The following is a 20,334-nucleotide window of genomic DNA, read 5'->3' on the forward strand; positions in this document are numbered from 1 at the left end:
ACGCACTTCTATTTTAACAGGTTTTGAATCGCTTGTTCAACCTTTTCAAAACCAAATTCATTAACAATTTTATTCTTTTTTGACGCCACTTTATCGTTACACAGGTTCCCAATAGAGCCCTCATGTGTGTGATTCACCTGCCCATCGGTCTCAAACTCACCGGCTTCAATAGCCAATCCAACTTGCTTGTAGGCATCACGAAATGGCACCCCACTCAGCACCAGCTTATTAACCTCTTCAACACTAAATGCCAACTTGTATTTCTCATCTTTCATTACATCGGTTTTCACCTCAATGTTTTCGATGGCGAAAGTCGCAATATCCACACAGTCGAGCAGCTCGTCAAAGGCTGGCATAAACACCTCTTTTATGAGTTGCAGATCCCTGAAATAGCCGCTGGGCAAATTGGCTGTAATCATACCGATTGACTCAGGCAAAGCCTGCAACTTATTGCAATGTGCCCGAAGCAGCTCAAACACATCTGGATTTTTTTTATGCGGCATGATGCTCGAACCTGTTGTCAGCTCATCGGGCAGTTTTAAAAATCCAAAATTCTGACTGGTATATAAGCACCCGTCAACCGCCAGCTTGGCAATGGTTTGGCCCACCGACGATAAGGCGTAAGCAACGGTACGCTCCATTTTACCACGTGCCATTTGTGCATAGCCAACGTTGTAATTTAAATCTTCAAAACCTAACAAATCAGTGGTTAAGGTACGGTTCAACGGGAAAGAAGAACCATAACCAGCTGCTGTTCCTAAAGGGTTTTGATTGGCTGTTCGCCAGGCTGCCTGTAAAAGCAATAAGTCATCTGCCAAACTTTCGGCAAATGCTCCAAACCACACGCCAAAAGATGACGGCATGGCTACCTGCAAGTGAGTATAGCCAGGAATGAGCACATTCTTGTGTTCTTCACTTTTCTGCTGAAGCACCTGAAACAGCTTATCCACTGCCTTCACCACTTCCTCAATACGACTTCTGGTATAAAGCTTTAAATCGAGTAACACCTGATCGTTACGCGAACGGCCACTGTGAACTTTTTTCCCCACATCGCCCAACTTTCGTGTCAGCATCAACTCCACCTGCGAATGCACATCTTCAATTCCCTCTTCAATCAAAAACTGACCTGTTGTTGCCTGCTTATAAATAATTTTTAACTCAGTCAGCAGTTCTTTCAGCTCATCGTTACTCAACAACCCAACGCTTTCCAGCATCGTAATGTGTGCCATGGTCCCCAATACATCGAAAGGTGCCAGAAAAACATCCAGCTCACGGTCGCGTCCCACCGTAAATTCCTCAATTCGTTTATTAACAGAGGTTCCTTTATCCCAAAGCTTCATAACTTAACTTTTTTAGTACTCGCTACTCAAAAGGGGTTACTATTTAATAGTTTTACAGACCTCTATCTTTCGAATTAGCAAATATATTTACTTTTTATTTATATTTATGCAATTACCGCAAAATAAAGTGACATTTGTCACTATTATTCTACCCTTCATAAGACTGCTTAGCCTACGCCCAGCTTAAGGCAGCCAGCAGCTGATAAAATATCCGGACTCCCTCTTTTATTTCAGACAAATAAATGAATTCATCCGGTGTATGTGAACGGGCCGAATCGCCACACCCCATTTTAATTGTAGTGAAATCCATCACCGCCTGATCGGATGTTGTAGGTGACCCATACCAACTTAACCCCAGTGCTTCTCCCTTCTTTACAAACGGATGATCCATGCTTATTGACGAACTGTTTAAACGAAAGGAACGGGGCTGAACATCACAATCCACCTGTTGCTGAATAAACTGGTGAAGCTCACGATTACTGTAACACTCATTAAACCGAATATCCACTACAAACCGACACAAATCGGGTACCACGTTATGTTGACTGCCCGCTTCAATCTGGGTAACCGTCATTTTAACCGGGCCTAAATGCGGTGATACTTTCTCAAACTGATAGTTTTTGAACCACTCAATATCCTTCAAGGCTTTATAAAGAGCATTATCCCCTTCATCACGGGCTGCATGCCCGGTTCGTCCGTGGGCTTTGCAATCAAGCACCATCAAGCCCTTTTCAGCTACCGCCATCTGCATCTGTGTGGGTTCACCAACAACTCCCAAGTCAATTGGCCCCAGACCGGGCAGGATAGAGGCCACCCCATTAACGCCTGAAACTTCCTCTTCGGCCGTTGCTGCAAACACCAGATTATAGGGCAAATCCTCCTCTTTCAAACATAGAAAAGCAGCCATCAATGCCACAAGTGGTCCTCCGGCATCGTTACTCCCCAAACCTGTGAGCTTATCACCTTCAAGCGTTGCTTTAAACGGATCATAGCTCCATTTGGGAGATGGTTTTACCGTGTCGAGATGTGAATTAAGCAAAACAGTAGGTTTCGTTGCCTCTGCCTCCTTTGCCCAACACCAAACATTATTGCCCTGACGATTGACAGCTAAGCCTTGTGCTTTCAGATAATTGAACATCACAGTTGCTGCTTCACCCTCTTCATGACTGAAGGATGGAATGGCAATCAACTGTTTTAAGAGCTCGATGGCCTCATTGGTATATGTTTCAATTTTATTGGTCATCATAATTTAATCGTGTGAGAGCAATGTACCGGTTGTAAAGCCTTTTTTTAACCCATCGGTATTGGTAATATAAACGGCCGACACGCCTTGCTTAAGAGCGGCGAACCCATTATCCAGCTTCGGAATCATGCCTTCATTAATGACCCCACTTTGCTTATGCTCCTCAAACAATTCATAGGTAAGATTAGGAATGACAGAATCATCATCCTGAGCATTGGCCAAAACACCTTTCTTTTCGAAGCAATAAACCAGCTGCACCCTGTAGCTCTTGGCAAAGGCTTTTGCCAGTTCAGCGGCCATGGTATCGGCATTGGTGTTTAGCAACTGCCCTTGTCCGTTATGAGTAAGAGGGGCCACTACCGGAATAACCCCGTTTGTTAATAACTCTTCAACATTCTCAGTATTAACAGCCACCACATCGCCCGCATAACCATAGTCAATATCTTTAACCGGGCGCTTTACGGCCCTCACCAAATCCAAATCGGCACCTGTGAGCCCTACCGCCTGCTTATTCAAAGCCTGTAATTGAGCTACCACATTCTTGTTCACCAGACCACCGTACACCATTACGACCACATCCAACATGGCTTTATCGGTTATGCGTCGCCCCTCCACCATTTGAGTTTCTATACCCAACTGCTGAGCAATGGCGGTGGCAGAACGACCACCTCCATGTACTAATATTTTTTGTCCGGCTATACTGGCAAAATCCTTAATGAAGGTACTCAACGACTCAGCCTCTTCAACTACTTTACCGCCTACTTTAACTATGGTAAGTCTATCGTGCATACTATTTTTTTAATGCTTCCAACATCCGCTTTATCACTACCTGTGCTGACACCACCCGATTGGCAGCCTCATCAATCACAATGCTGTTTTTACTGTCAATCACCCCGTCTGTCACAATCATATTACGACGTACCGGCAGGCAATGCATAAACTTAGCATCGTTGGTCAAAGCCATCTTGGCTTCATCCACAGTCCAGCTTCTGTCCTGGCTCAAAATTTGTCCATATTGCGAATAGGAGGCCCAGTTTTTGGCATAAATAAAATCGGCGCCTTCAAACGCTTTTTTCTGATCGTATTCAATGGTTACCCCTTTGGTAAATTCTGGGGCCAACTCATAGCCCTCAGGATGCGTAACTACCAGTTCCACATCCGCCTCTTTCATCCATTCAACAAATGAATTAGGCACAGCCTGTGGCAGAGCTCTTGGGTGCGGGGCCCAGGTCAGTACCACCTTAGGGCGAGGCTTCGTTTTATATTCCTCAATGGTATACAAATCGGCAAATGCCTGCAAAGGATGTCGAGTCGCTGATTCCATGCTAATAACCGGCACACCGGCAAACTCGATAAACTGATTGAGTATTTCCTCTTCATAATCCGCTTTCTTATCTTCAAACGAAGCAAAAGAGCGCACCCCAATTATATCGCAATAGCGCCCGATAACCGGCACTGCTTCACGCAAATGCTCCGGTTTATCGCCATCCATCACCACACCAAACTCAGTTTCCAGCTTCCAGCCATCTTTATTCACATCCAACACAATCACATTCATGCCCATGTTCATCGCCGCTTTTTGCGTACTTAACCGGGTGCGAAGGCTTGAATTAAAAAATATCAGGATAATGGTTTTGTTTTTCCCCAATTCATCCCATGCGTAAGGCGTTTTTTTCACTTCAGCAGCTTCTTTCAGCGCCGCGTTTAAATCACCAATATCCTCAACTGTTAAAAATTTCTTCATGAGTTCCTTTGTTTTTTATTATCATCGCTACGAAACGTTCCTTAAACAGCATCTATCCCAACACCTGTTCTTTCGTTTGCCAACTCTGCTACTATACTGCTTTTACATTCAATAGTCAAGTGCTTATTACTTACGAAGGCCGCACCTGCCCTTCTCCCCTGATTATCCACTTATACGATGTCAGCTCTTTTAGCCCCATAGGGCCGCGTGCGTGCAACTTTTGTGTACTAATCCCTATCTCAGCTCCCAAACCAAATTGTGCTCCATCGGTAAAAGCGGTGCTTGTATTCGCATAAACGGCGGCCGCATCCACTTCATTCAGGTAACGTTCAATAAGCGATTGGTCGTTTGCAATAATTGCTTCGCTGTGCTTTGAGCTATACCGGTAGATATGATCGAGGGCTTCATCGAAGGAATCGACTGTTTTCACCGCCAACTTATGAGACAGAAACTCTGTCCCAAAATCACTTTCCTGAGCCACTTTCAACAAACCATCGGGATACAAGCCCTTGAGTTGCTTATGCGCCAATTCATCGGCATATACCTCCACGTGCTTTTTCGTCATTGGATGTATCAATACCGGTAAATCTTTTAGGCGACTCACATGTAACACCAAACAATCGAGCGCATTACAAACGCCGACCCGACGCGTTTTAGCATTGAGAATAACCTCTTGCCCCAGCTCCAAATCACCTGATGCATCAAAATAGGTATGAACAATACCTGCTCCGGTTTCAATTACTGGCAGCTTAGCATTATCCCGAACCGAGTTGATTAAGCCCTGAGAACCTCGGGGAATGAGCACATCTACATAACCAACTGCAGCCATCAGCTCTTCAGTAGCCTTTCGATCAGGTGGCAATAATTGAACAATATCCGGATTTAGCTGGTGCTGTTGGAGCACCTGATGAATCACCATAACCAAGGCCTCGTTACTGAATTCCGCATCGCTTCCACCCTTTAACACACAGGCGTTTCCCGACCGCAGACAAAGCGCAAAGACATCAATTGTTACATTAGGGCGCGCCTCATAAATAACTCCAACAACGCCAAGGGGCACACGCTTCTTTTCGAGCTGCAAGCCATTAGCCAGAGTTCGTTGCTCTAACACTTCCCCTACCGGGCAAGGGAGCTGCGCCACATTAACCAAATCGTTGGCAATCGCCTCAATCCGCTCAGCCGTGAGCTGCAGACGGTCGAACTTAGGATCGGATTCATCCATCCTCTCCAAATCTTTTAGATTGGCCTTTAAAATATTATCAGTTGAAGCCTTGAGTTGCTCACTCAGGTCGGTTAGTACTTCTGCCGAAACAGCAGCACTCATGCGCACCATCTCTCTTGATGCTTTTTTAACGTTATCGAAATATACCTGATACATACTGAAAGGTTTTGGTTGTTCAAGTTAAAAACTCAGGAAATACATAGAGGTAATCGTAGTGTACCAAAGGTTTGTATTTGCTATCGTGCCAATGCTTATTAGCTTTTGCAATGCTGTAGGATGCCTTGCCTATTCCAATGGTTTGTTGCTGTTCGTTGATAATTTTAATCAAATCACCTTTTTCGAAATCGCCGTTAAAGCGAACCACTCCAGCCAAAAGCAAACTGGTGGCTTTGGAGGAACACAAGGCCTGTATCGCCCCTGAATTCACACATACTTCGGCTTTGGCAAAACCCTCCGAATAGGCAATCCACTGCTTAACGGCCGGAACCCCTTCGCCAGCTTTAAAGTGAGTATGTACCACCGACGCCGACCTATCCAGCAAATTAGTGAGAATACCATCGCGATTACCATTGGCAATATGCACTTCGATACCTGACATGGCCGATTTTTGCGCAACCCTGCATTTGGTGAGCATACCACCTCGTCCGAAATCGGATTTAGCAGTGGAAATATACTGTGACAAATCACTCTCACCCGCATCAATGAATGGTATAACAGATGCGGTCGGATCATCAGGATGTCCGTTATAGATGCCGTCTACATTGGATAAAATAACCAGGGCATCACAACCCATCATGGAAGCCATCATACCACTTAACTCATCATTATCGGTAAACATCAGAGCCGTCACCGACACGGCATCATTCTCGTTCACAACCGGTAGTACCCCGTTCTCCCAAAGTGTATTGACACAATTCTTCATGTTCAGATAGTGCTCACGGCTCCTAAAGTCTTGCTTTGTTACCAGCACCTGTGCAATAGGAATATTATACAAATCAAATAGTTGTGCATAAAGATTCATAATCTTCACCTGCCCCATCGAAGATAAGAGCTGACGCTGCGAGACCCGATCGGTTTTTTTATCCATCACAACCATGCCTCTGGCTGCAGCTACCGCTCCCGAAGATACCAGTACCACCTTTTTACCAGCTTGGTGTAAACGCGCAATTTGCATGACCAACTCGCTGATGCGACTTTTATTCAAGCCTCCTTCAGAATTCGCCAACACATTGGAACCAATTTTTATACACACCTTATTGTACATGCACTATTTTCCGTTTTCGATTTTATTAAAAGAGGTCAACAAACCTTTTATCAATGAAGAACTAAAGCCCTGGTGCTCCATTTCGTTTAGACCAGAAATTGTTACACCACGTGGCGTTGTCACCTTATCAATCTCATCTTCAGGATGGGTTCCCTTTTGGATCAATAGATCAGCCGCTCCTTTAATGGTCTGCGCCGAAATTTGAAGCGCCAGCTTTGAACCAAAGCCGATTTCAATGCCCCCTTGCGTAGCAGCACGAATAAAGCGCATGGCAAAGGCAATTCCACAGGCTGCCAAAACGGTTGAAGCCGCCATCAACTCTTCAGGGATAATGAGTGCCTGACCCATTTTAGCGAACAATTCAAGTATTTTTTGTTCCTGCTCTTCATTGGCCTGAGCAGCTGAGATGCAGGTCATCGACTCCCCAATTTCGATGGCGGTATTGGGCATCGCTCTAAAAATGGGCACCTGAAGAGTGCAATAACTTTGAATCTGCTGAGAGGAAATGCCTGTAGCCAAGGAGACCAGAACCGTATCTTCTGTAAGTACCGGATTAATTTCCCGAATTACCTGTTCCAACTGATAAGGCTTAACACCCAGCAGAACAATATCAGCCCCTTGAGCTGCCAAACAGTTATCCTTCGACACATTAACACCTTTACTCTGCATATCAGCCAGTAAAGAAACACGTCGGCGGGTCATAAATATTTGCGAGGGCTGAAAGACTTCATTGGAAATCAATCCTTTAGCAATAGCAGTACCTAAACTACCACCGCCTATAATAGCCAGCTTGTTAACTTTCATGCTGTTGGTTTTTAAATCACTCTTGTATTAACCCGTAAGAAAAAGCAGGTTTGAACTTATAAATTTACACAAAACTGACCAAAAACCAAGCTAAAAGCCTAATTACCTTCCTGTTCGGGCACTTCAACTTTGATGTGCCCCCAGTTTTCGCCCGACTTTATTCGGTAAAGCTGCATTTCACTGATGCCGAACTCCCTGGCAATCAGCTTCAGGCGTGTTTTGCGGTTGGGATCATTAATTTTCATCTTGAGCCGCATCACCTGTGTTGCCGTCAACTTATGACCTTGCTGTGTTTTTCGTCCTCTTTGCTTCTCCCTGGCTTCCAGTACAGATGGATTGTTTTGCTGATGCGCAAACATTTCGGACTTAGAAGCCCATCGTAGATTCTCGATGTAGTTATTGGACTTATTATAGTCCAAATGAATTACATAGTTTTGTTCGGAAGAAGTTTTTGTCAAGAATAGTTCAGCAACCAACTTATGTACATAAAAGGTTTTTGATTTACCAAAAGGCCTTAAGGGTAATGTCGGATAACCGCGTAATTGACCACCGCGGATGTAATCGCCTTTTTCAATATCGTCGGTGTAGCTGATGATTCTTCCATAGTTAGAGATGGCGTACCTTTTCTTTAAAGCACCTTTTTCGAATTCAACTTCTTTCCATTCTTCGTTCCAATACGATTGTACCATTGCTTTTGAGTTATCCACTATCAAGAGCCTCATCCAGACCAATCATAAACTGATCTATATGAGTCTTTGTAATAGTCATGGGAGGCAATAACCTCATTGTATATATGCCGGAAACACCCGTAAAAATATAACTTTTTAGCAACAACTCCTTTCTCACAGAAGTTATTTTTTCGAATCCATCAGCCGCCAGCATCAGGCCTTGTCCCCTCACCTCTTTAAGTCGCTCTATTTTACCTAATTGTAATTTTAGATATTCGCCTTGAACACGCGCATTTTCGATGAGATTCTCTTCCTCCATTACTTCAAGAACAGCTAAAGCAGCCGCACAGGCCAGGTAATTACCGCCAAAGGTGGTGCCCAACATGCCGGTTTGGGCCTTTATTTTTGGCGAGATCAGTACGCCTCCTACCGGAAAACCGTTACCCATTCCTTTTGCCACAGTAATAATATCGGGCTGGATACCTGCATGCTGAAAAGCAAAAAACTTACCACTTCGCCCATAGCCCGACTGAATCTCATCGAGAATAAGCAGACTACCATATTTACTACACAGCTCTTGCAACTGTTTGAGAAAAGCTGCATCTGGTACATGAATTCCTCCAATACCCTGAATGCCCTCAATAATAACAGCGGCCACCTCATTGTTCGACAAGGCCTTTTCAACTGCAACTATATCTTCCCATTCAACAATCTCTACCTGATGTGACCTGTTAAACGGCGCAATAATATTTGCGTTGTCGGTTACTGCAACCGCGCCTGACGTACGCCCATGAAACCCTTTAGTAAAGGCAACAATTTTATCTCTTTTGGTATGAAAAGAGGCCAGCTTAAGGGCGTTTTCATTGGCCTCGGCACCCGAATTGCAAAGAAACAAATGATACTCATCCATACCACTTAACCGGCCTAACTTTAGGGCGAGCTCCTGCTGCATGGGGTTTTGCACCGAATTGCTGTAAAAGCCAATTTTTTGCAACTGGTTTGTTAACCTGTCAACATAATGCGGATGGCTATGTCCAATAGAGATCACTGCATGACCTCCATAAAAATCGAGGTATTTATTCCCTTTGTCGTCCCACACATAGCAATCTTGCGCCTTAACCGGGGTTATATCAAACAGTGAATAAACTTCAAATAAGTTCATATCTATACCTCCTTTAGAATAGAATGTAAAAATGTAATTGTGTACTTTTGTTTAGGATGAAGTACCACAGGCACAGTGCCTGTGGTACTCAAAGCAGGTGGTCTTCGCACAAAGAAGAATGAACACCTAAAATTTAAACCAAATAACCTGCAACAAGAAGGTTCTTTAACCAACTAGAACGCCACAGGTTTTAAGCGAAGACCTTCTGCTTCATCCAAACCAAATAAGAGATTCATATTTTGAACAGCCTGACCCGATGCCCCTTTGAGAAGGTTATCGATCACACTGACGATATGTAATTTGTATCCGTGCTTTTTAACACAAACCAATGCCTTATTGGTATTCACTACCTGCTTTACGTCGGGGCTGTTAGCCACTACATGAGTAAATGGATGGACGGCATAATAGTGCTCATACAGCTCCTGTGCCGCCGCTTCTTCCAACGAGCTATCGAGATAAACCGAAGCTAGAATGCCCCTTGGGAAGTTACCCCGCATTGGCACAAAATTGACGGCCTCTTTAAAATCTGGCTGCAGCTGTAGCAACGATTCACCAATTTCATTGAGGTGCTGGTGCGAAAACGACTTATAGACCGAAGCGTTATTATTGCGCCAACTGAAATGGGTAGTTGCCGAACAAGCCTGACCGGCACCTGTTGAGCCTGTTATTGCATGTACATGCACCTCACTTAATTGACCGGCATCTCCCAATGGCAACAAAGCCAACTGAATAGCCGTTGCAAAACAGCCCGGGTTAGCAATTTTCTGGGCTGGCCGAATCGCTGCTCTATTGAGTTCCGGTAAACCATACACAAACCCGTCTGCCGTGTCCTTTAAACGGTAATCATGGCTCAAATCAATGATTTTACCTTGGTATTCGGCTGGAATAGCCTCCACAAAACTCCGCGAGCGCCCATGCCCCATGCATAAAAACAGCACATCCACCGAATAGTCCGCTTCCTGAACGAACAGCTCTTCTGTCTCACCAATCAAATCAGTATGTATCTGCGTTAAAGGAAGGCCAGCCTGACTAGAGCTTTGAACAAAAGATATCTCCACTTTGGGATGGTTCAGTAATATACGAATCAGTTCACCTGCTGTATAACCTGCACCTCCTATAATTCCAACTTTAATCATCGCTATCGTTTAGTTCTAACTGCCCTTTATTAACTGCATTAAATATCTTCATCGGCGTCGATAAAATAGTGGTAAATCCTTCCACATCCTGCGCTGTCCAGGCTTTATTCATTTCACCATACTCCCCAAACACATCACTCATCAAATCATGTTCAGACTCAATACCGACCACTTCAAAACGATATGGTTTCAGCTTGATAATTACCTTACCCGTTACATTTTGCTGCGTGCTTTCGAGGAATTTTTCAATGTCCCTCATTAACGGCTCCAGGTATTGTGATTCGTGCAAGAACATGCCATACCAGTTGGCCAGTTGCTCCTTCCAATGCATCTGCCATTTGGTTAACACATGCTTTTCCAACACTCTGTGGGCATTGATAATCAACAGAGGAGCTGCAGCTTCAAATCCAACACGCCCTTTTATTCCAATAATGGTATCGCCAACATGCATGTCGCGCCCAATGGCATAAGGTGCTCCCAGGCTTTCAATCTTTTTAATGGCCTCAATTGGGTCGTCGTACACTTCGTTGTTAACAGTAGCCAACTCCCCTTTCACAAAGCCTAATTCCAGGGTTTCCTCCCCTTCTTTCTGCAACTGACTAGGATAAGCCGCTTCGGGCAGTGTTTGATTAGAAGTTAGTGTTTCCTTACCGCCCACACTGGTGCCCCATAAACCCTTATTAATAGAGTATTCCATTTTAGTCCAGTCGCGCACCACGCCTCTTTTCTTCAAGTAGTCGATCTCTTCATCACGCGACAGTTTTAAATCGCGAATAGGAGCAATCACTTTAATGTCTGGCGCCAGCACCTGAAAAGTCAGGTCAAACCGGATTTGATCATTCCCTGCCCCGGTACTTCCATGAGCAATATACTTTGCCCCAATGGAACGGGCATAATCGACGATGGCCAAGGCCTGAAAAATTCTTTCGGAACTCACCGACAGCGGATAGGTATTGTTTTTTAACACGTTCCCAAAAATCATATAACGAATGCAGCGTCGGTAGTAGCGGTGCGTCACATCGAGTGTGGCGTGCTTTTCAACACCTAACTCATAGGCTTTTGTTTCAATGTCATTTAGCTCTGTTTCACTAAACCCTCCTGTGTTGGCTATGGCTGAGTAAATCTCCAGATTTTTCTCCTCAGCCAGATACTTCACACAAAATGAAGTATCTAAACCACCGCTGTACGCTAATACTACCTTTTCCTTCATCGTTATCTAATTATCAAATACAATTTAACCTTGTTAGAACAATGCTGTCAACACCTTTAGTGTTTTCCCAATTTTGCTTTCGCCTTTTTTAACAGCATCCCTTAAGCGCGACAAAACGGTTCCGGATTTCTTTCCGGCTGCGTTTTTGCTCACCCGCTCTGGATCGAATAACATACCTGTGCACAGGCAGTGCTTTCTGTCGGTTCTCACTAATATATCGTAGTTTACACAACTCTGACAGCCCTTCCAGAACTGCTCATCATCTGTTAATTCTGAGAATGTAACAGGCCTGTAGCCCAGATCAGAATTAATTTTCATCACAGCCAAACCTGTTGTCAAACCAAATATTTTGGCGTGAGGATACCGCTGACGCGATAACTCAAAAGCTTTTGTTTTGATGGCTTTAGCGAGCCCGTTGCTTCTGAATTTGTCAACCACAATTAACCCTGAGTTAGCCACAAATTTGTCGTGCCCCCAGGTTTCGATGTAACAAAACCCCGCAAACTCACCATTATGCAACGCCAAAATAGCCTTTCGCTCTTCCATCTTCTTCTGAAGATACTCAGGGCTTCTTTTGGCAATACCTGTCCCACGCACTTTAGCTGCTTCAGCTATAGCATTCAACACCACATCTACATAATCCAGATGTTCTTCTGTTGCGACAAAAATGTTAAACTTACTCATACATAATCGTTAATTAGTCGGAAGGCTGGCACCAATAGGTATTAGAACCCACACCTTACCTTTCAAATATCCCCCTTTTAGTTTCTAACAGTTTATATAACTCAATATCCATCAATTGTCAACTGCCAAAACCGAGCCATCTTATAATGCCTTTTCTTTCAAGCCGGGCATAAACAAGGATAAAGCATTGATCACATCTGATTTGGACACCCCTTCCCGGCTGATTAGTAAAATACTGTCATCACCTGCGATGGTCCCTAATATTTCATAGGGTCCATGGCTATCAATAACCGAGGCAATGCCATTAGCAAACCCCGGCCGGGTTTTCATGATAGACAGATGTCCTGAAAACTCAATCGATTCAACGCCACTTACGGGAAATTCCTCCTGTGCAGTTGGCTCCTCCTGTTTTTGTCCTGTTTCCGGAATGACATATTTATATCCGGTTTCAGCATCAGGTACTTTTGCCACTTTTAAATATTTTAAATCGCGCGACAGAGTTGCCTGTGTAATTTTATATCCTTCTGCCTCGAGCAACACCACCAACTCCTCTTGCGAACTAACTTTGCGGGAACTGATAATTTGCTTGATGGCAATTAAACGTTGTGCTTTAATTTTCATTTGGTTCTTCTTCTTTGTTGATTGTATATTTATACATCGACGATGCAAATTTATTCATTAATTATAAATTTCAAAGCTGTTTTTTGTAAAAAAAATGTATTTTTGCACGACAATAATTTCCAAAACGCATAAAACAGCAGTTGCGAGTGACATTATTAAGTGCCTACATACGCAAATCAGACTACATACAACAAGGGTTTCCCTCACTGTTCCTCATTTTCATTTCGTTTTTGCAATTAGCGCTGGCTTTAATCAAGTCAGAAAACTTCGCGCGCTTAAACTTAGCGATTTTGAACACGGCAGGGGACAACCACGGTCGGTTAAGTCTTAAAAACTGCATAATTATAGACAAAAGATGTTAAAATTAACACCTAAAATAACAGTCGTTGGGTTTGCTTATTGTTGCTGATGTTTGGAACTTGCTTTTACGTTTAGAGCAAGTTTTATTGTATAAGTATAGAAACAATAATAATATAGAATAAGATGAAGAAGAACGTCAAAAAGGTAGTAGTTCTGGGCTCTGGTGCGCTCAAGATTGGTGAAGCGGGCGAATTTGATTATTCAGGTTCACAGGCACTCAAAGCACTTAAGGAGGAAGGTATCGAAACGGTACTGATCAACCCCAACATTGCAACCGTCCAAACTTCCGAAGGCATCGCAGATAAAATCTACTTTCTGCCGGTTACCCCTTACTTTGTTGAGCAGGTTATTAAAAAGGAAAGCCCTGAAGGTATCCTTTTGGCGTTTGGAGGACAAACAGCCCTCAACTGCGGAACCGCCTTATATGAAACCGGTATTCTGGAGAAATACAACGTGGAAGTACTGGGAACACCTGTACAAGCCATTATTAACACTGAAGACCGTGAGATTTTTGCCAACAAACTGCGCGAAATTGATGTAAAAACACCAATTAGTGTGGCTGTAACATCGATTGAGGAGGCCTTAAAAGCGTCGGATAAGATTGGTTTCCCGATTATAGTGCGTGCTGCCTACACACTGGGTGGTATGGGTTCGGGCTTCTGTCAGAATAAAGAAGAGCTGGTTGCCCGTGCTGAAAATGCCTTCTCCTACTCAAACCAGATTTTGGTTGAAGAGTCGTTAAAAGGCTGGAAAGAGGTAGAATACGAAGTTGTACGTGATGCCTACAACAATTGCATCACCGTTTGTAACATGGAAAACTTCGACCCTCTGGGTATCCACACAGGCGAAAGTATTGTTGTCGCACCGTCGCAAACGCTATCCAACTCAGAGTACCATAAGCTGCGTGAGTTAGCCATTAAGATTATTCGCCACATTGGCATTGTAGGTGAGTGTAACGTGCAGTATGCCTTGGATCCTTACTCAGAAGATTACCGGGTTATTGAAGTGAATGCCCGTCTGTCACGCTCCTCTGCACTGGCATCCAAAGCAACAGGCTATCCACTGGCCTTTATCGCTGCCAAATTAGGTTTGGGCTACAGCCTGCACGAACTTAAAAACTCGGTAACCAAAACCACTACGGCCTTTTTTGAGCCTGCTCTGGACTACATTGTGTGTAAAATTCCACGCTGGGACCTGGGTAAATTTAGCGGTGTATCCAAAGAGATTGGTTCAAGCATGAAATCGGTGGGTGAAATTATGGCCATCGGTCGAAATTTTGAAGAAGCCATCCAGAAAGGACTGCGCATGGTTGGCCAAGGCATGCACGGCTTTGTTGGCAACCACCCGCTTAAAGGAAAAGACATTAAAAAGGAACTGCAAGAACCAACCGACCAACGCATATTTGCCATTGCAGAGGCCCTTCAGGCTGGCTCTACCGTGGATGAAATTCATGAACTGACACGGATTGACAAGTGGTTCCTCGAGAAGTTGAAAAACATAACAGACCACCAGGAGCTGTTAGAAAAATATGATTCACTAGAGGCACTGCCCGAAGATGCGCTGCTGGATGCCAAAAAGATGGGCTTCTCCGACTTTCAGGTGGCCCGTTTGGTACTGAGCCCCAAAAATATGGAAGAAGGCTTATTACAAGTTCGTGACTTCCGTAAAGCCAATGGCATATTGCCAGTCGTTAAGCAGATTGATACCATGGCGGGCGAGTTCCCGGCAAAAATCAACTACCTGTACCTGACATACAGCGGTACTACGCACGACATTGACTACGAAAAAGATGGTAAATCGGTAATTGTACTTGGTTCTGGTGCTTACCGCATTGGCTCATCAGTAGAATTCGACTGGTGTAGTGTGAACGCCCTTAACACGGTAAATGCACAAAACCACCGCTCGGTGATGATTAACTACAATCCCGAAACGGTGAGTACCGACTACGACATGTGCGACCGCCTGTATTTCGACGAATTAACGCAGGAACGCGTGTTGGATATCATCGACCTGGAAGCCCCCAAAGGCGTGATTGTATCGGTGGGTGGACAGATTCCGAACAATCTGGCTATGAAACTGCACCGTCAGCAGGTGCCCATCCTTGGTACGTCGCCAGAAGATATTGACCGCGCCGAGAACCGTCAGAAATTCTCAAGCCTGTTGGATGAACTAGGCGTTGACCAGCCGCGCTGGAGTGAGCTAACCTCCATTGAAGACATCTTTGATTTTGTTGATGAAGTTGGTTTCCCTGTACTGGTGCGTCCTTCATACGTGCTTTCAGGAGCAGCCATGAACGTGGTTTCTAATAAAGATGAGCTGGAGCACTTCTTAACCTTAGCCGCCAACGTTTCAAAAGAATTCCCGGTAGTTGTTTCGGAATTTATTGAGCAAGCTAAGGAAATTGAGGTGGATGCAGTAGCCAACAAAGGCGAAATGGTGGGTTATGCCATCAGCGAGCACATTGAGTTTGCCGGCGTTCACTCGGGTGATGCCACCATCGTATTCCCACCACAGAAACTGTATGTGGAAACCATTCGTCGTGTGAAGAAAATTGCCCGCCAGATTGCCAAAGGACTGAACATTACCGGACCATTCAACATGCAGTTGCTGGCCAAGGATAATGACATTAAGGTAATTGAGTGTAACCTGCGTGCGTCACGTAGTTTCCCTTTCGTATCGAAAGTACTGAAGGTAAACCTCATTGACCTGGCTACACGCGCCATGCTTGGCTTACCGGTGGAGAAGCTGACCAAGAGCTCTTTCGAACTGGATTATGTAGGTATCAAAGCGCCTCAGTTCTCGTTTGCCCGCCTAGCGAAAGCAGACCCGGTATTAGGCGTAGATATGTCATCGACCGGTGAGGTTGGCTGTATTGGCGAAAGCTATTACGATGCCGTACTTCAATCGATGCTGGCGGTAGGTTACCGTATTCCGGAGAAGAATATTTTGATATCATCGGGACCGGCTCGCTCAAAACTGGAATTGCTGCAAAGTGCACGCATGCTAAAAGAGCGTGGTTATAACCTGTTTGCCACAAGCGGAACACACAAGTTCTTTGCTGAAAATGGTGTGGAAACCACACTGCTTCACTGGCCGAACGAGAATCAACAGCCAAACACGGTTAACTACATCCGTGAAAAGAAGATTGACCTGGTGATTAACATTCCTAAGAACCTGAGCAAGGATGAGCTGAAGAATGGTTACTCCATCCGCCGCGATGCCATTGACTTTAACATTCCGTTGATTACCAATGCGCGTCTGGCAAGTGCCTTTATTTATTCATTCTGCAAACTGGATATGGATAAAATAAGCATTAAGCACTGGGGCGAGTACAAATAGACATTAGCCTTTAGTTAGCAGTCGGAAGTATTGACAGCTTGCTTAAAATATAAGCCCTGCATCGGATGATGCGGGGCTTTTTATTATAACTGTTTTGCCGAAAACAGACGATAGAGGATTGCCTTATTTTTTAACCTTCATCGCGTTTGAAGCCAGTCACCTTTAGACTACTTTGCCATTGCAGGCCAGTGGCTTTAAAAACGCTTTTATCACCAATCACCTGCTTTAGATACAGTCAACACGCTTATCAATAAGTGCAGGTACATATTCAACAAAAACCCCCAACCACCATATACAGTACTGGCAGTTGGGGTTTATTATCAAATGCGTCAACCGCATTTGGACAGTCAAATATCTTTACTTCTTAATCTCTACCAATAAGAACGAACGGGGACCAACATTCACCGTCTCTCCAGCTAGCGATACCTTGTTGCCACTGATTACATCTGTTCCATGAGGTACAGCTCCAATCACCTCCTCTTTAAAAGGCACAAGGTTCACATCTTTGGCCTCGGGGTTTTTGTTCATGATGAGCATGACCACCGATTCGTCATCGTAGCGAAACAAGGTGTAAAGGCCATTAGTGTGCGTTGGGGCAAAATGCTTTAAACGTCCGTTATGCACAACTTTGGCTGATTTACGCCAGTTCAACAGCGCCTTGGTAAACTGCTGCGCTTCTTTTTGCTGAGCCGTCAACCCTTTGCCTGTAAACGCATTCACCTCATCACCTGGCCATCCCCCAGGATAATCACCCCGAATTTCACCATGCGAGTCGGAATTCGGATTGGTCATCAGTATCTCCGTTCCGTAATATATTTGTGGGATGCCACGGGTAACCGTCACATAGGCCATCCCCATTTTAAACAGATCAAAATCCTCGTTAATCTGGGTGTAGAAACGGCTCATGTCATGATTATCGGGAAATACCACGAGCTGCGACGGGTCGGCATACAGATGATCATTGGTTAGTACACTGTACAATTTTGGTAGCCCCTGTCCCCACTGGCTATCGTCTTCATTCAAAGCTTTCACCAAAGCTTCCTGTAGTGGGAAATCGAATACACCCGGCATGTAGGAGATGTAGCCATCAGGATTATGTTTGCCCTTTTGCCAATACGATACAATGGCCGGATTGCTACTCCACTCCTCCCCAACAATATTAAAGTAAGGATATTCCGTCATGACACGACGCGTCCACTCACTCATAAACGCTTTATCCGGATAGGGATAAGTATCCATACGAATGCCATCCAAATCGGCATATTCTATCCACCAGATGGTGTTGTAAATCAGATAATCGGCCATTAAAGGATTTCGCTGATTGAGGTCGGGCATGGACTCTACAAACCAGCCATCAGCATGGTTGCGCTTATCATAGTCCGATGCATAGGGGTCCATGTTGGTTTCGCGCAGATGGGTGGTTACCTGCCAGCCCTCCTGAAAATTCAGCCAGTCGTCGGTTGGTAAATCCTTCATCCACCAATGGTGAGAACCACAATGATTCATAATCATATCAATCACCAACTTCATGTTGCGTTTCTTTAACTCTTTCGATAGCTTCACATAGTCCTCATTGCTTCCGTGCCGCGCGTCGGTCTTATAAAAATCAGTGATGGCATAGCCGTGGTACGAGCCTTCGGGCATGTCATTTTCCATCACCGGGTTCAGCCACAAGGTCGTGTAGCCCATGTCTTCAATGTAATCCAAATGCTTGATGATGCCAGCCAGATCGCCTCCATGACGGCCAAACTCAGCTGAGCGGTCGAGTCCTTCTTTCATTCCGTCTACCTCATCGTTGCTAAGGTCACCGTTAACAAAACGATCGGGCGTTATCAGGTACATCACATCTGAGGTATTATACCCCTGGCGCATGGCAGAACCATTGCGGCGCTGTTTCAGTTCATAGCTATATTTTAGCGGTGTTCTATTCTTCTTATTAAAAGAAATATCGAACTGGCCCGGTTTTACATCTTTATCAATCTTTAGGTATAGAAACAGGTAATTGGGCGATTTCACCTGTACGGTTCGCTCCAAACTAACACCTTCGTAATTAATACTTGGTCTCAAATCGGAAATATTTTCCCCATAAACCAGTAGCTGAAGGTTCTCATTTTCCATTCCTGCCCACCAAAAAGCCGGTTCGAGGCGTTCTATTTTATAGGCTGCTGAACCTGTAATGCCAAAGAACAACAGCATTGCAAACGATAAAATAAGGTATTTTTTCATGTTGGTATTTATTTTAACAAGCATCTATTATGTAGCTAATTTCTTGATGAAATAATGCAATGTCAAATGAACCAAAAGCCCGAATCATTATCAAACTTCAAGGACAAACAACCTTAATCACAGTATAAACAACCCGATGCATAAACAGAATTCAGGCTTTTTCGTCCTTTTGTCCTTTAAAAAATGCTATCCATCCTTCTGGTGAAACAAAAACAATCTAAATCCTTAAATTGCCCAAACAAATTATTCGGCATGCAATTACTCAACAGCAACCAGCTTATTGCGCAACTAATTAATAAGCGCTGGTTTCAGCACACCAGCTACTGGGTGGCCTTTGTGCTGTTTTTTGCCTTTGCCTGGGGCACCCACGACAATAACTATGTGAAAACTCTGAGTGTGGAGCTCATTAACCTCCCCATAAAAATGGCTTTAGTTTACACGGTTATCTACTACCTCTTTCCGCGCTTTTTGTTTAAGGGCCACATAGGGGCATTTATCCTGCTGTTCCTATCAACTATCCTGCTGGCATCCATACTGCAGCGCATCAACGATAACCTGATAATTGTGGATACCTTTTTTCCCGAATGGACCAAAGAGCCAACTTTGAATATTGTACAACTGGTAAGAGGCGCCATCAACATCAGTTCGGTACTGGCCATTCCAATGACCGTCAAAATAATGGAGCACCTGTCGGCGGTGAAGCAAAGAGAGCAGAATCTGGCCAAAGATAAACTTGAAGCAGAGCTTGTTTTTCTGAAAAATCAGGTTCAACCACACTTTTTATTCAATACTCTGAATAGTTTATACTCTCTTATTCTTAAAAAATCGGATGAATCGCTTGAAGTAGTCTTAAAACTGTCGGCCTTGCTGCGTTACATGCTCTACGAAACCAATGGCCCCAGAGTGGCGCTTCAAAAAGAGATTGACAGCCTGAAAAACTATATTGAACTGGAAAAAATAAGGTATGGGAAACGGGTTGATATCAGCCTGAACAGCTGGGGCAACACCCAAGGGCATTCCATCGCGCCCATGCTTATTATTCCCTTTTTGGAAAACAGCTTTAAGCACAGCACAAGGGGCTTTAACGGCCAAGCCTGGATAACCATAGAAATAGGAGTAAAGAATGAAGAACTGATTCTGAAAATAGAAAACAGCGTGCCGGAAGTCAGCACCCAGTCACCTGCAGCCAGTGGCATTGGCCTCAACAACGTGCAACGCCGCCTCAGACTGCTTTACCCCGAAAGCCACACCCTCAAAATTGATTCAACGGAAGACTCCTACCTAATTGTTTTAAAACTAAAACTGAGTTAA

At 44.3% G+C, this 20,334-nt stretch carries 16 protein-coding genes; 2 read left to right on the forward strand and 14 right to left on the reverse strand.

The genetic code is table 11. The features are described from left to right. Positions 1 to 8: 8 nt before the first annotated feature. From argH to argR, 13 genes are all read right to left on the reverse strand, one after another. Entirely contained in the window at positions 9 to 1,340 is a 1,332-nt protein-coding gene (gene argH / locus ACSX1H_RS01095; protein WP_439181679.1) for an argininosuccinate lyase, read from the reverse strand. A gap of 172 nt (positions 1,341 to 1,512) precedes the next feature. Continuing rightward, positions 1,513 to 2,586: a M20 family metallo-hydrolase gene (locus ACSX1H_RS01100; RefSeq protein WP_439181680.1), complete on the reverse strand. Its 1,074-nt coding sequence runs from the start codon at positions 2,584 to 2,586 to the stop codon at positions 1,513 to 1,515. A gap of 3 nt (positions 2,587 to 2,589) precedes the next feature. Further along, complete coding sequence (gene argB / locus ACSX1H_RS01105) at positions 2,590 to 3,372, reverse strand: acetylglutamate kinase (protein ID WP_439181681.1); 783 nt, start codon at positions 3,370 to 3,372, stop codon at positions 2,590 to 2,592. 1 nt (position 3,373) lies between these two features. Continuing rightward, positions 3,374 to 4,327 (reverse strand): N-acetylornithine carbamoyltransferase, encoded by a 954-nt coding sequence (locus ACSX1H_RS01110; RefSeq protein WP_439181682.1) that lies wholly within the window; start codon positions 4,325 to 4,327, stop codon positions 3,374 to 3,376. 130 nt (positions 4,328 to 4,457) lie between these two features. Continuing rightward, positions 4,458 to 5,705 (reverse strand): glutamate-5-semialdehyde dehydrogenase, encoded by a 1,248-nt coding sequence (locus ACSX1H_RS01115; RefSeq protein ID WP_439181683.1) that lies wholly within the window; start codon positions 5,703 to 5,705, stop codon positions 4,458 to 4,460. Positions 5,706 to 5,724: 19 nt separating this feature from the next. Continuing rightward, a complete protein-coding gene (gene proB / locus ACSX1H_RS01120) occupies positions 5,725 to 6,813 on the reverse strand; it encodes a glutamate 5-kinase (RefSeq protein ID WP_439181684.1) in 1,089 nt (362 codons plus the stop codon). Between the two features lie 3 nt (positions 6,814 to 6,816). Further along, entirely contained in the window at positions 6,817 to 7,617 is an 801-nt protein-coding gene (gene proC / locus ACSX1H_RS01125) for a pyrroline-5-carboxylate reductase (protein ID WP_439181685.1), read from the reverse strand. A 98-nt stretch (positions 7,618 to 7,715) separates the two neighbouring features. Next, positions 7,716 to 8,306 (reverse strand): NUMOD4 domain-containing protein, encoded by a 591-nt coding sequence (locus tag ACSX1H_RS01130; RefSeq protein WP_439181686.1) that lies wholly within the window; start codon positions 8,304 to 8,306, stop codon positions 7,716 to 7,718. 10 nt (positions 8,307 to 8,316) lie between these two features. Next, complete coding sequence (locus tag ACSX1H_RS01135) at positions 8,317 to 9,447, reverse strand: aspartate aminotransferase family protein (RefSeq protein WP_439181687.1); 1,131 nt, start codon at positions 9,445 to 9,447, stop codon at positions 8,317 to 8,319. Between the two features lie 173 nt (positions 9,448 to 9,620). Beyond that, positions 9,621 to 10,583, reverse strand: coding sequence for an N-acetyl-gamma-glutamyl-phosphate reductase (gene argC, locus ACSX1H_RS01140; RefSeq protein ID WP_439181688.1), 963 nt, complete (start codon positions 10,581 to 10,583; stop codon positions 9,621 to 9,623). Then, a complete protein-coding gene (locus ACSX1H_RS01145; protein WP_439181689.1) occupies positions 10,576 to 11,793 on the reverse strand; it encodes an argininosuccinate synthase in 1,218 nt (405 codons plus the stop codon). The genes argC and ACSX1H_RS01145 overlap by 8 nt, the downstream gene beginning before the upstream one ends. A gap of 33 nt (positions 11,794 to 11,826) precedes the next feature. After that, the gene (locus tag ACSX1H_RS01150) at positions 11,827 to 12,477 is read right to left on the reverse strand and encodes a GNAT family N-acetyltransferase (protein WP_439181690.1); all 651 of its coding nucleotides are present in this window, start codon (positions 12,475 to 12,477) and stop codon (positions 11,827 to 11,829) included. Positions 12,478 to 12,618: 141 nt separating this feature from the next. Further along, on the reverse strand, positions 12,619 to 13,098 hold the full coding sequence (gene argR / locus ACSX1H_RS01155; protein WP_439181691.1) for an arginine repressor: 480 nt from the start codon (positions 13,096 to 13,098) through the stop codon (positions 12,619 to 12,621). A 483-nt stretch (positions 13,099 to 13,581) separates the two neighbouring features. Between argR and carB the strand changes: the two genes are divergently transcribed. After that, entirely contained in the window at positions 13,582 to 16,797 is a 3,216-nt protein-coding gene (carB, locus tag ACSX1H_RS01160) for a carbamoyl-phosphate synthase (glutamine-hydrolyzing) large subunit (RefSeq protein ID WP_439181692.1), read from the forward strand. 357 nt (positions 16,798 to 17,154) lie between these two features. Here carB and ACSX1H_RS01165 read toward each other — a convergent pair whose 3' ends face one another. Further along, entirely contained in the window at positions 17,155 to 19,023 is a 1,869-nt protein-coding gene (locus ACSX1H_RS01165) for a glycoside hydrolase family 13 protein (protein ID WP_439181693.1), read from the reverse strand. Positions 19,024 to 19,275: 252 nt separating this feature from the next. Here ACSX1H_RS01165 and ACSX1H_RS01170 point away from each other — a divergent pair, with 252 nt between their 5' ends. Then, on the forward strand, positions 19,276 to 20,334 hold the full coding sequence (locus ACSX1H_RS01170) for a sensor histidine kinase (RefSeq protein ID WP_439181694.1): 1,059 nt from the start codon (positions 19,276 to 19,278) through the stop codon (positions 20,332 to 20,334).

Source organism: Carboxylicivirga taeanensis (genome assembly GCF_051851475.1).
In the GTDB taxonomy this organism is placed as follows: Bacteria; Bacteroidota; Bacteroidia; order Bacteroidales; family Marinilabiliaceae; genus Carboxylicivirga; species Carboxylicivirga taeanensis.

Coding starts and splice junctions, on each gene's coding strand:
- argH (WP_439181679.1), bottom strand. CDS start 1,340: ATGAAGCTTTGGGATAAAGGAACCTCTGTTAATAAACGAATTGAGGAA.
- ACSX1H_RS01100 (WP_439181680.1), bottom strand. CDS start 2,586: ATGATGACCAATAAAATTGAAACATATACCAATGAGGCCATCGAGCTC.
- argB (WP_439181681.1), bottom strand. CDS start 3,372: ATGCACGATAGACTTACCATAGTTAAAGTAGGCGGTAAAGTAGTTGAA.
- ACSX1H_RS01110 (WP_439181682.1), bottom strand. CDS start 4,327: ATGAAGAAATTTTTAACAGTTGAGGATATTGGTGATTTAAACGCGGCG.
- ACSX1H_RS01115 (WP_439181683.1), bottom strand. CDS start 5,705: ATGTATCAGGTATATTTCGATAACGTTAAAAAAGCATCAAGAGAGATG.
- proB (WP_439181684.1), bottom strand. CDS start 6,813: ATGTACAATAAGGTGTGTATAAAAATTGGTTCCAATGTGTTGGCGAAT.
- proC (WP_439181685.1), bottom strand. CDS start 7,617: ATGAAAGTTAACAAGCTGGCTATTATAGGCGGTGGTAGTTTAGGTACT.
- ACSX1H_RS01130 (WP_439181686.1), bottom strand. CDS start 8,306: ATGGTACAATCGTATTGGAACGAAGAATGGAAAGAAGTTGAATTCGAA.
- ACSX1H_RS01135 (WP_439181687.1), bottom strand. CDS start 9,447: ATGAACTTATTTGAAGTTTATTCACTGTTTGATATAACCCCGGTTAAG.
- argC (WP_439181688.1), bottom strand. CDS start 10,583: ATGATTAAAGTTGGAATTATAGGAGGTGCAGGTTATACAGCAGGTGAA.
- ACSX1H_RS01145 (WP_439181689.1), bottom strand. CDS start 11,793: ATGAAGGAAAAGGTAGTATTAGCGTACAGCGGTGGTTTAGATACTTCA.
- ACSX1H_RS01150 (WP_439181690.1), bottom strand. CDS start 12,477: ATGAGTAAGTTTAACATTTTTGTCGCAACAGAAGAACATCTGGATTAT.
- argR (WP_439181691.1), bottom strand. CDS start 13,098: ATGAAAATTAAAGCACAACGTTTAATTGCCATCAAGCAAATTATCAGT.
- carB (WP_439181692.1), top strand. CDS start 13,582: ATGAAGAAGAACGTCAAAAAGGTAGTAGTTCTGGGCTCTGGTGCGCTC.
- ACSX1H_RS01165 (WP_439181693.1), bottom strand. CDS start 19,023: ATGAAAAAATACCTTATTTTATCGTTTGCAATGCTGTTGTTCTTTGGC.
- ACSX1H_RS01170 (WP_439181694.1), top strand. CDS start 19,276: ATGCAATTACTCAACAGCAACCAGCTTATTGCGCAACTAATTAATAAG.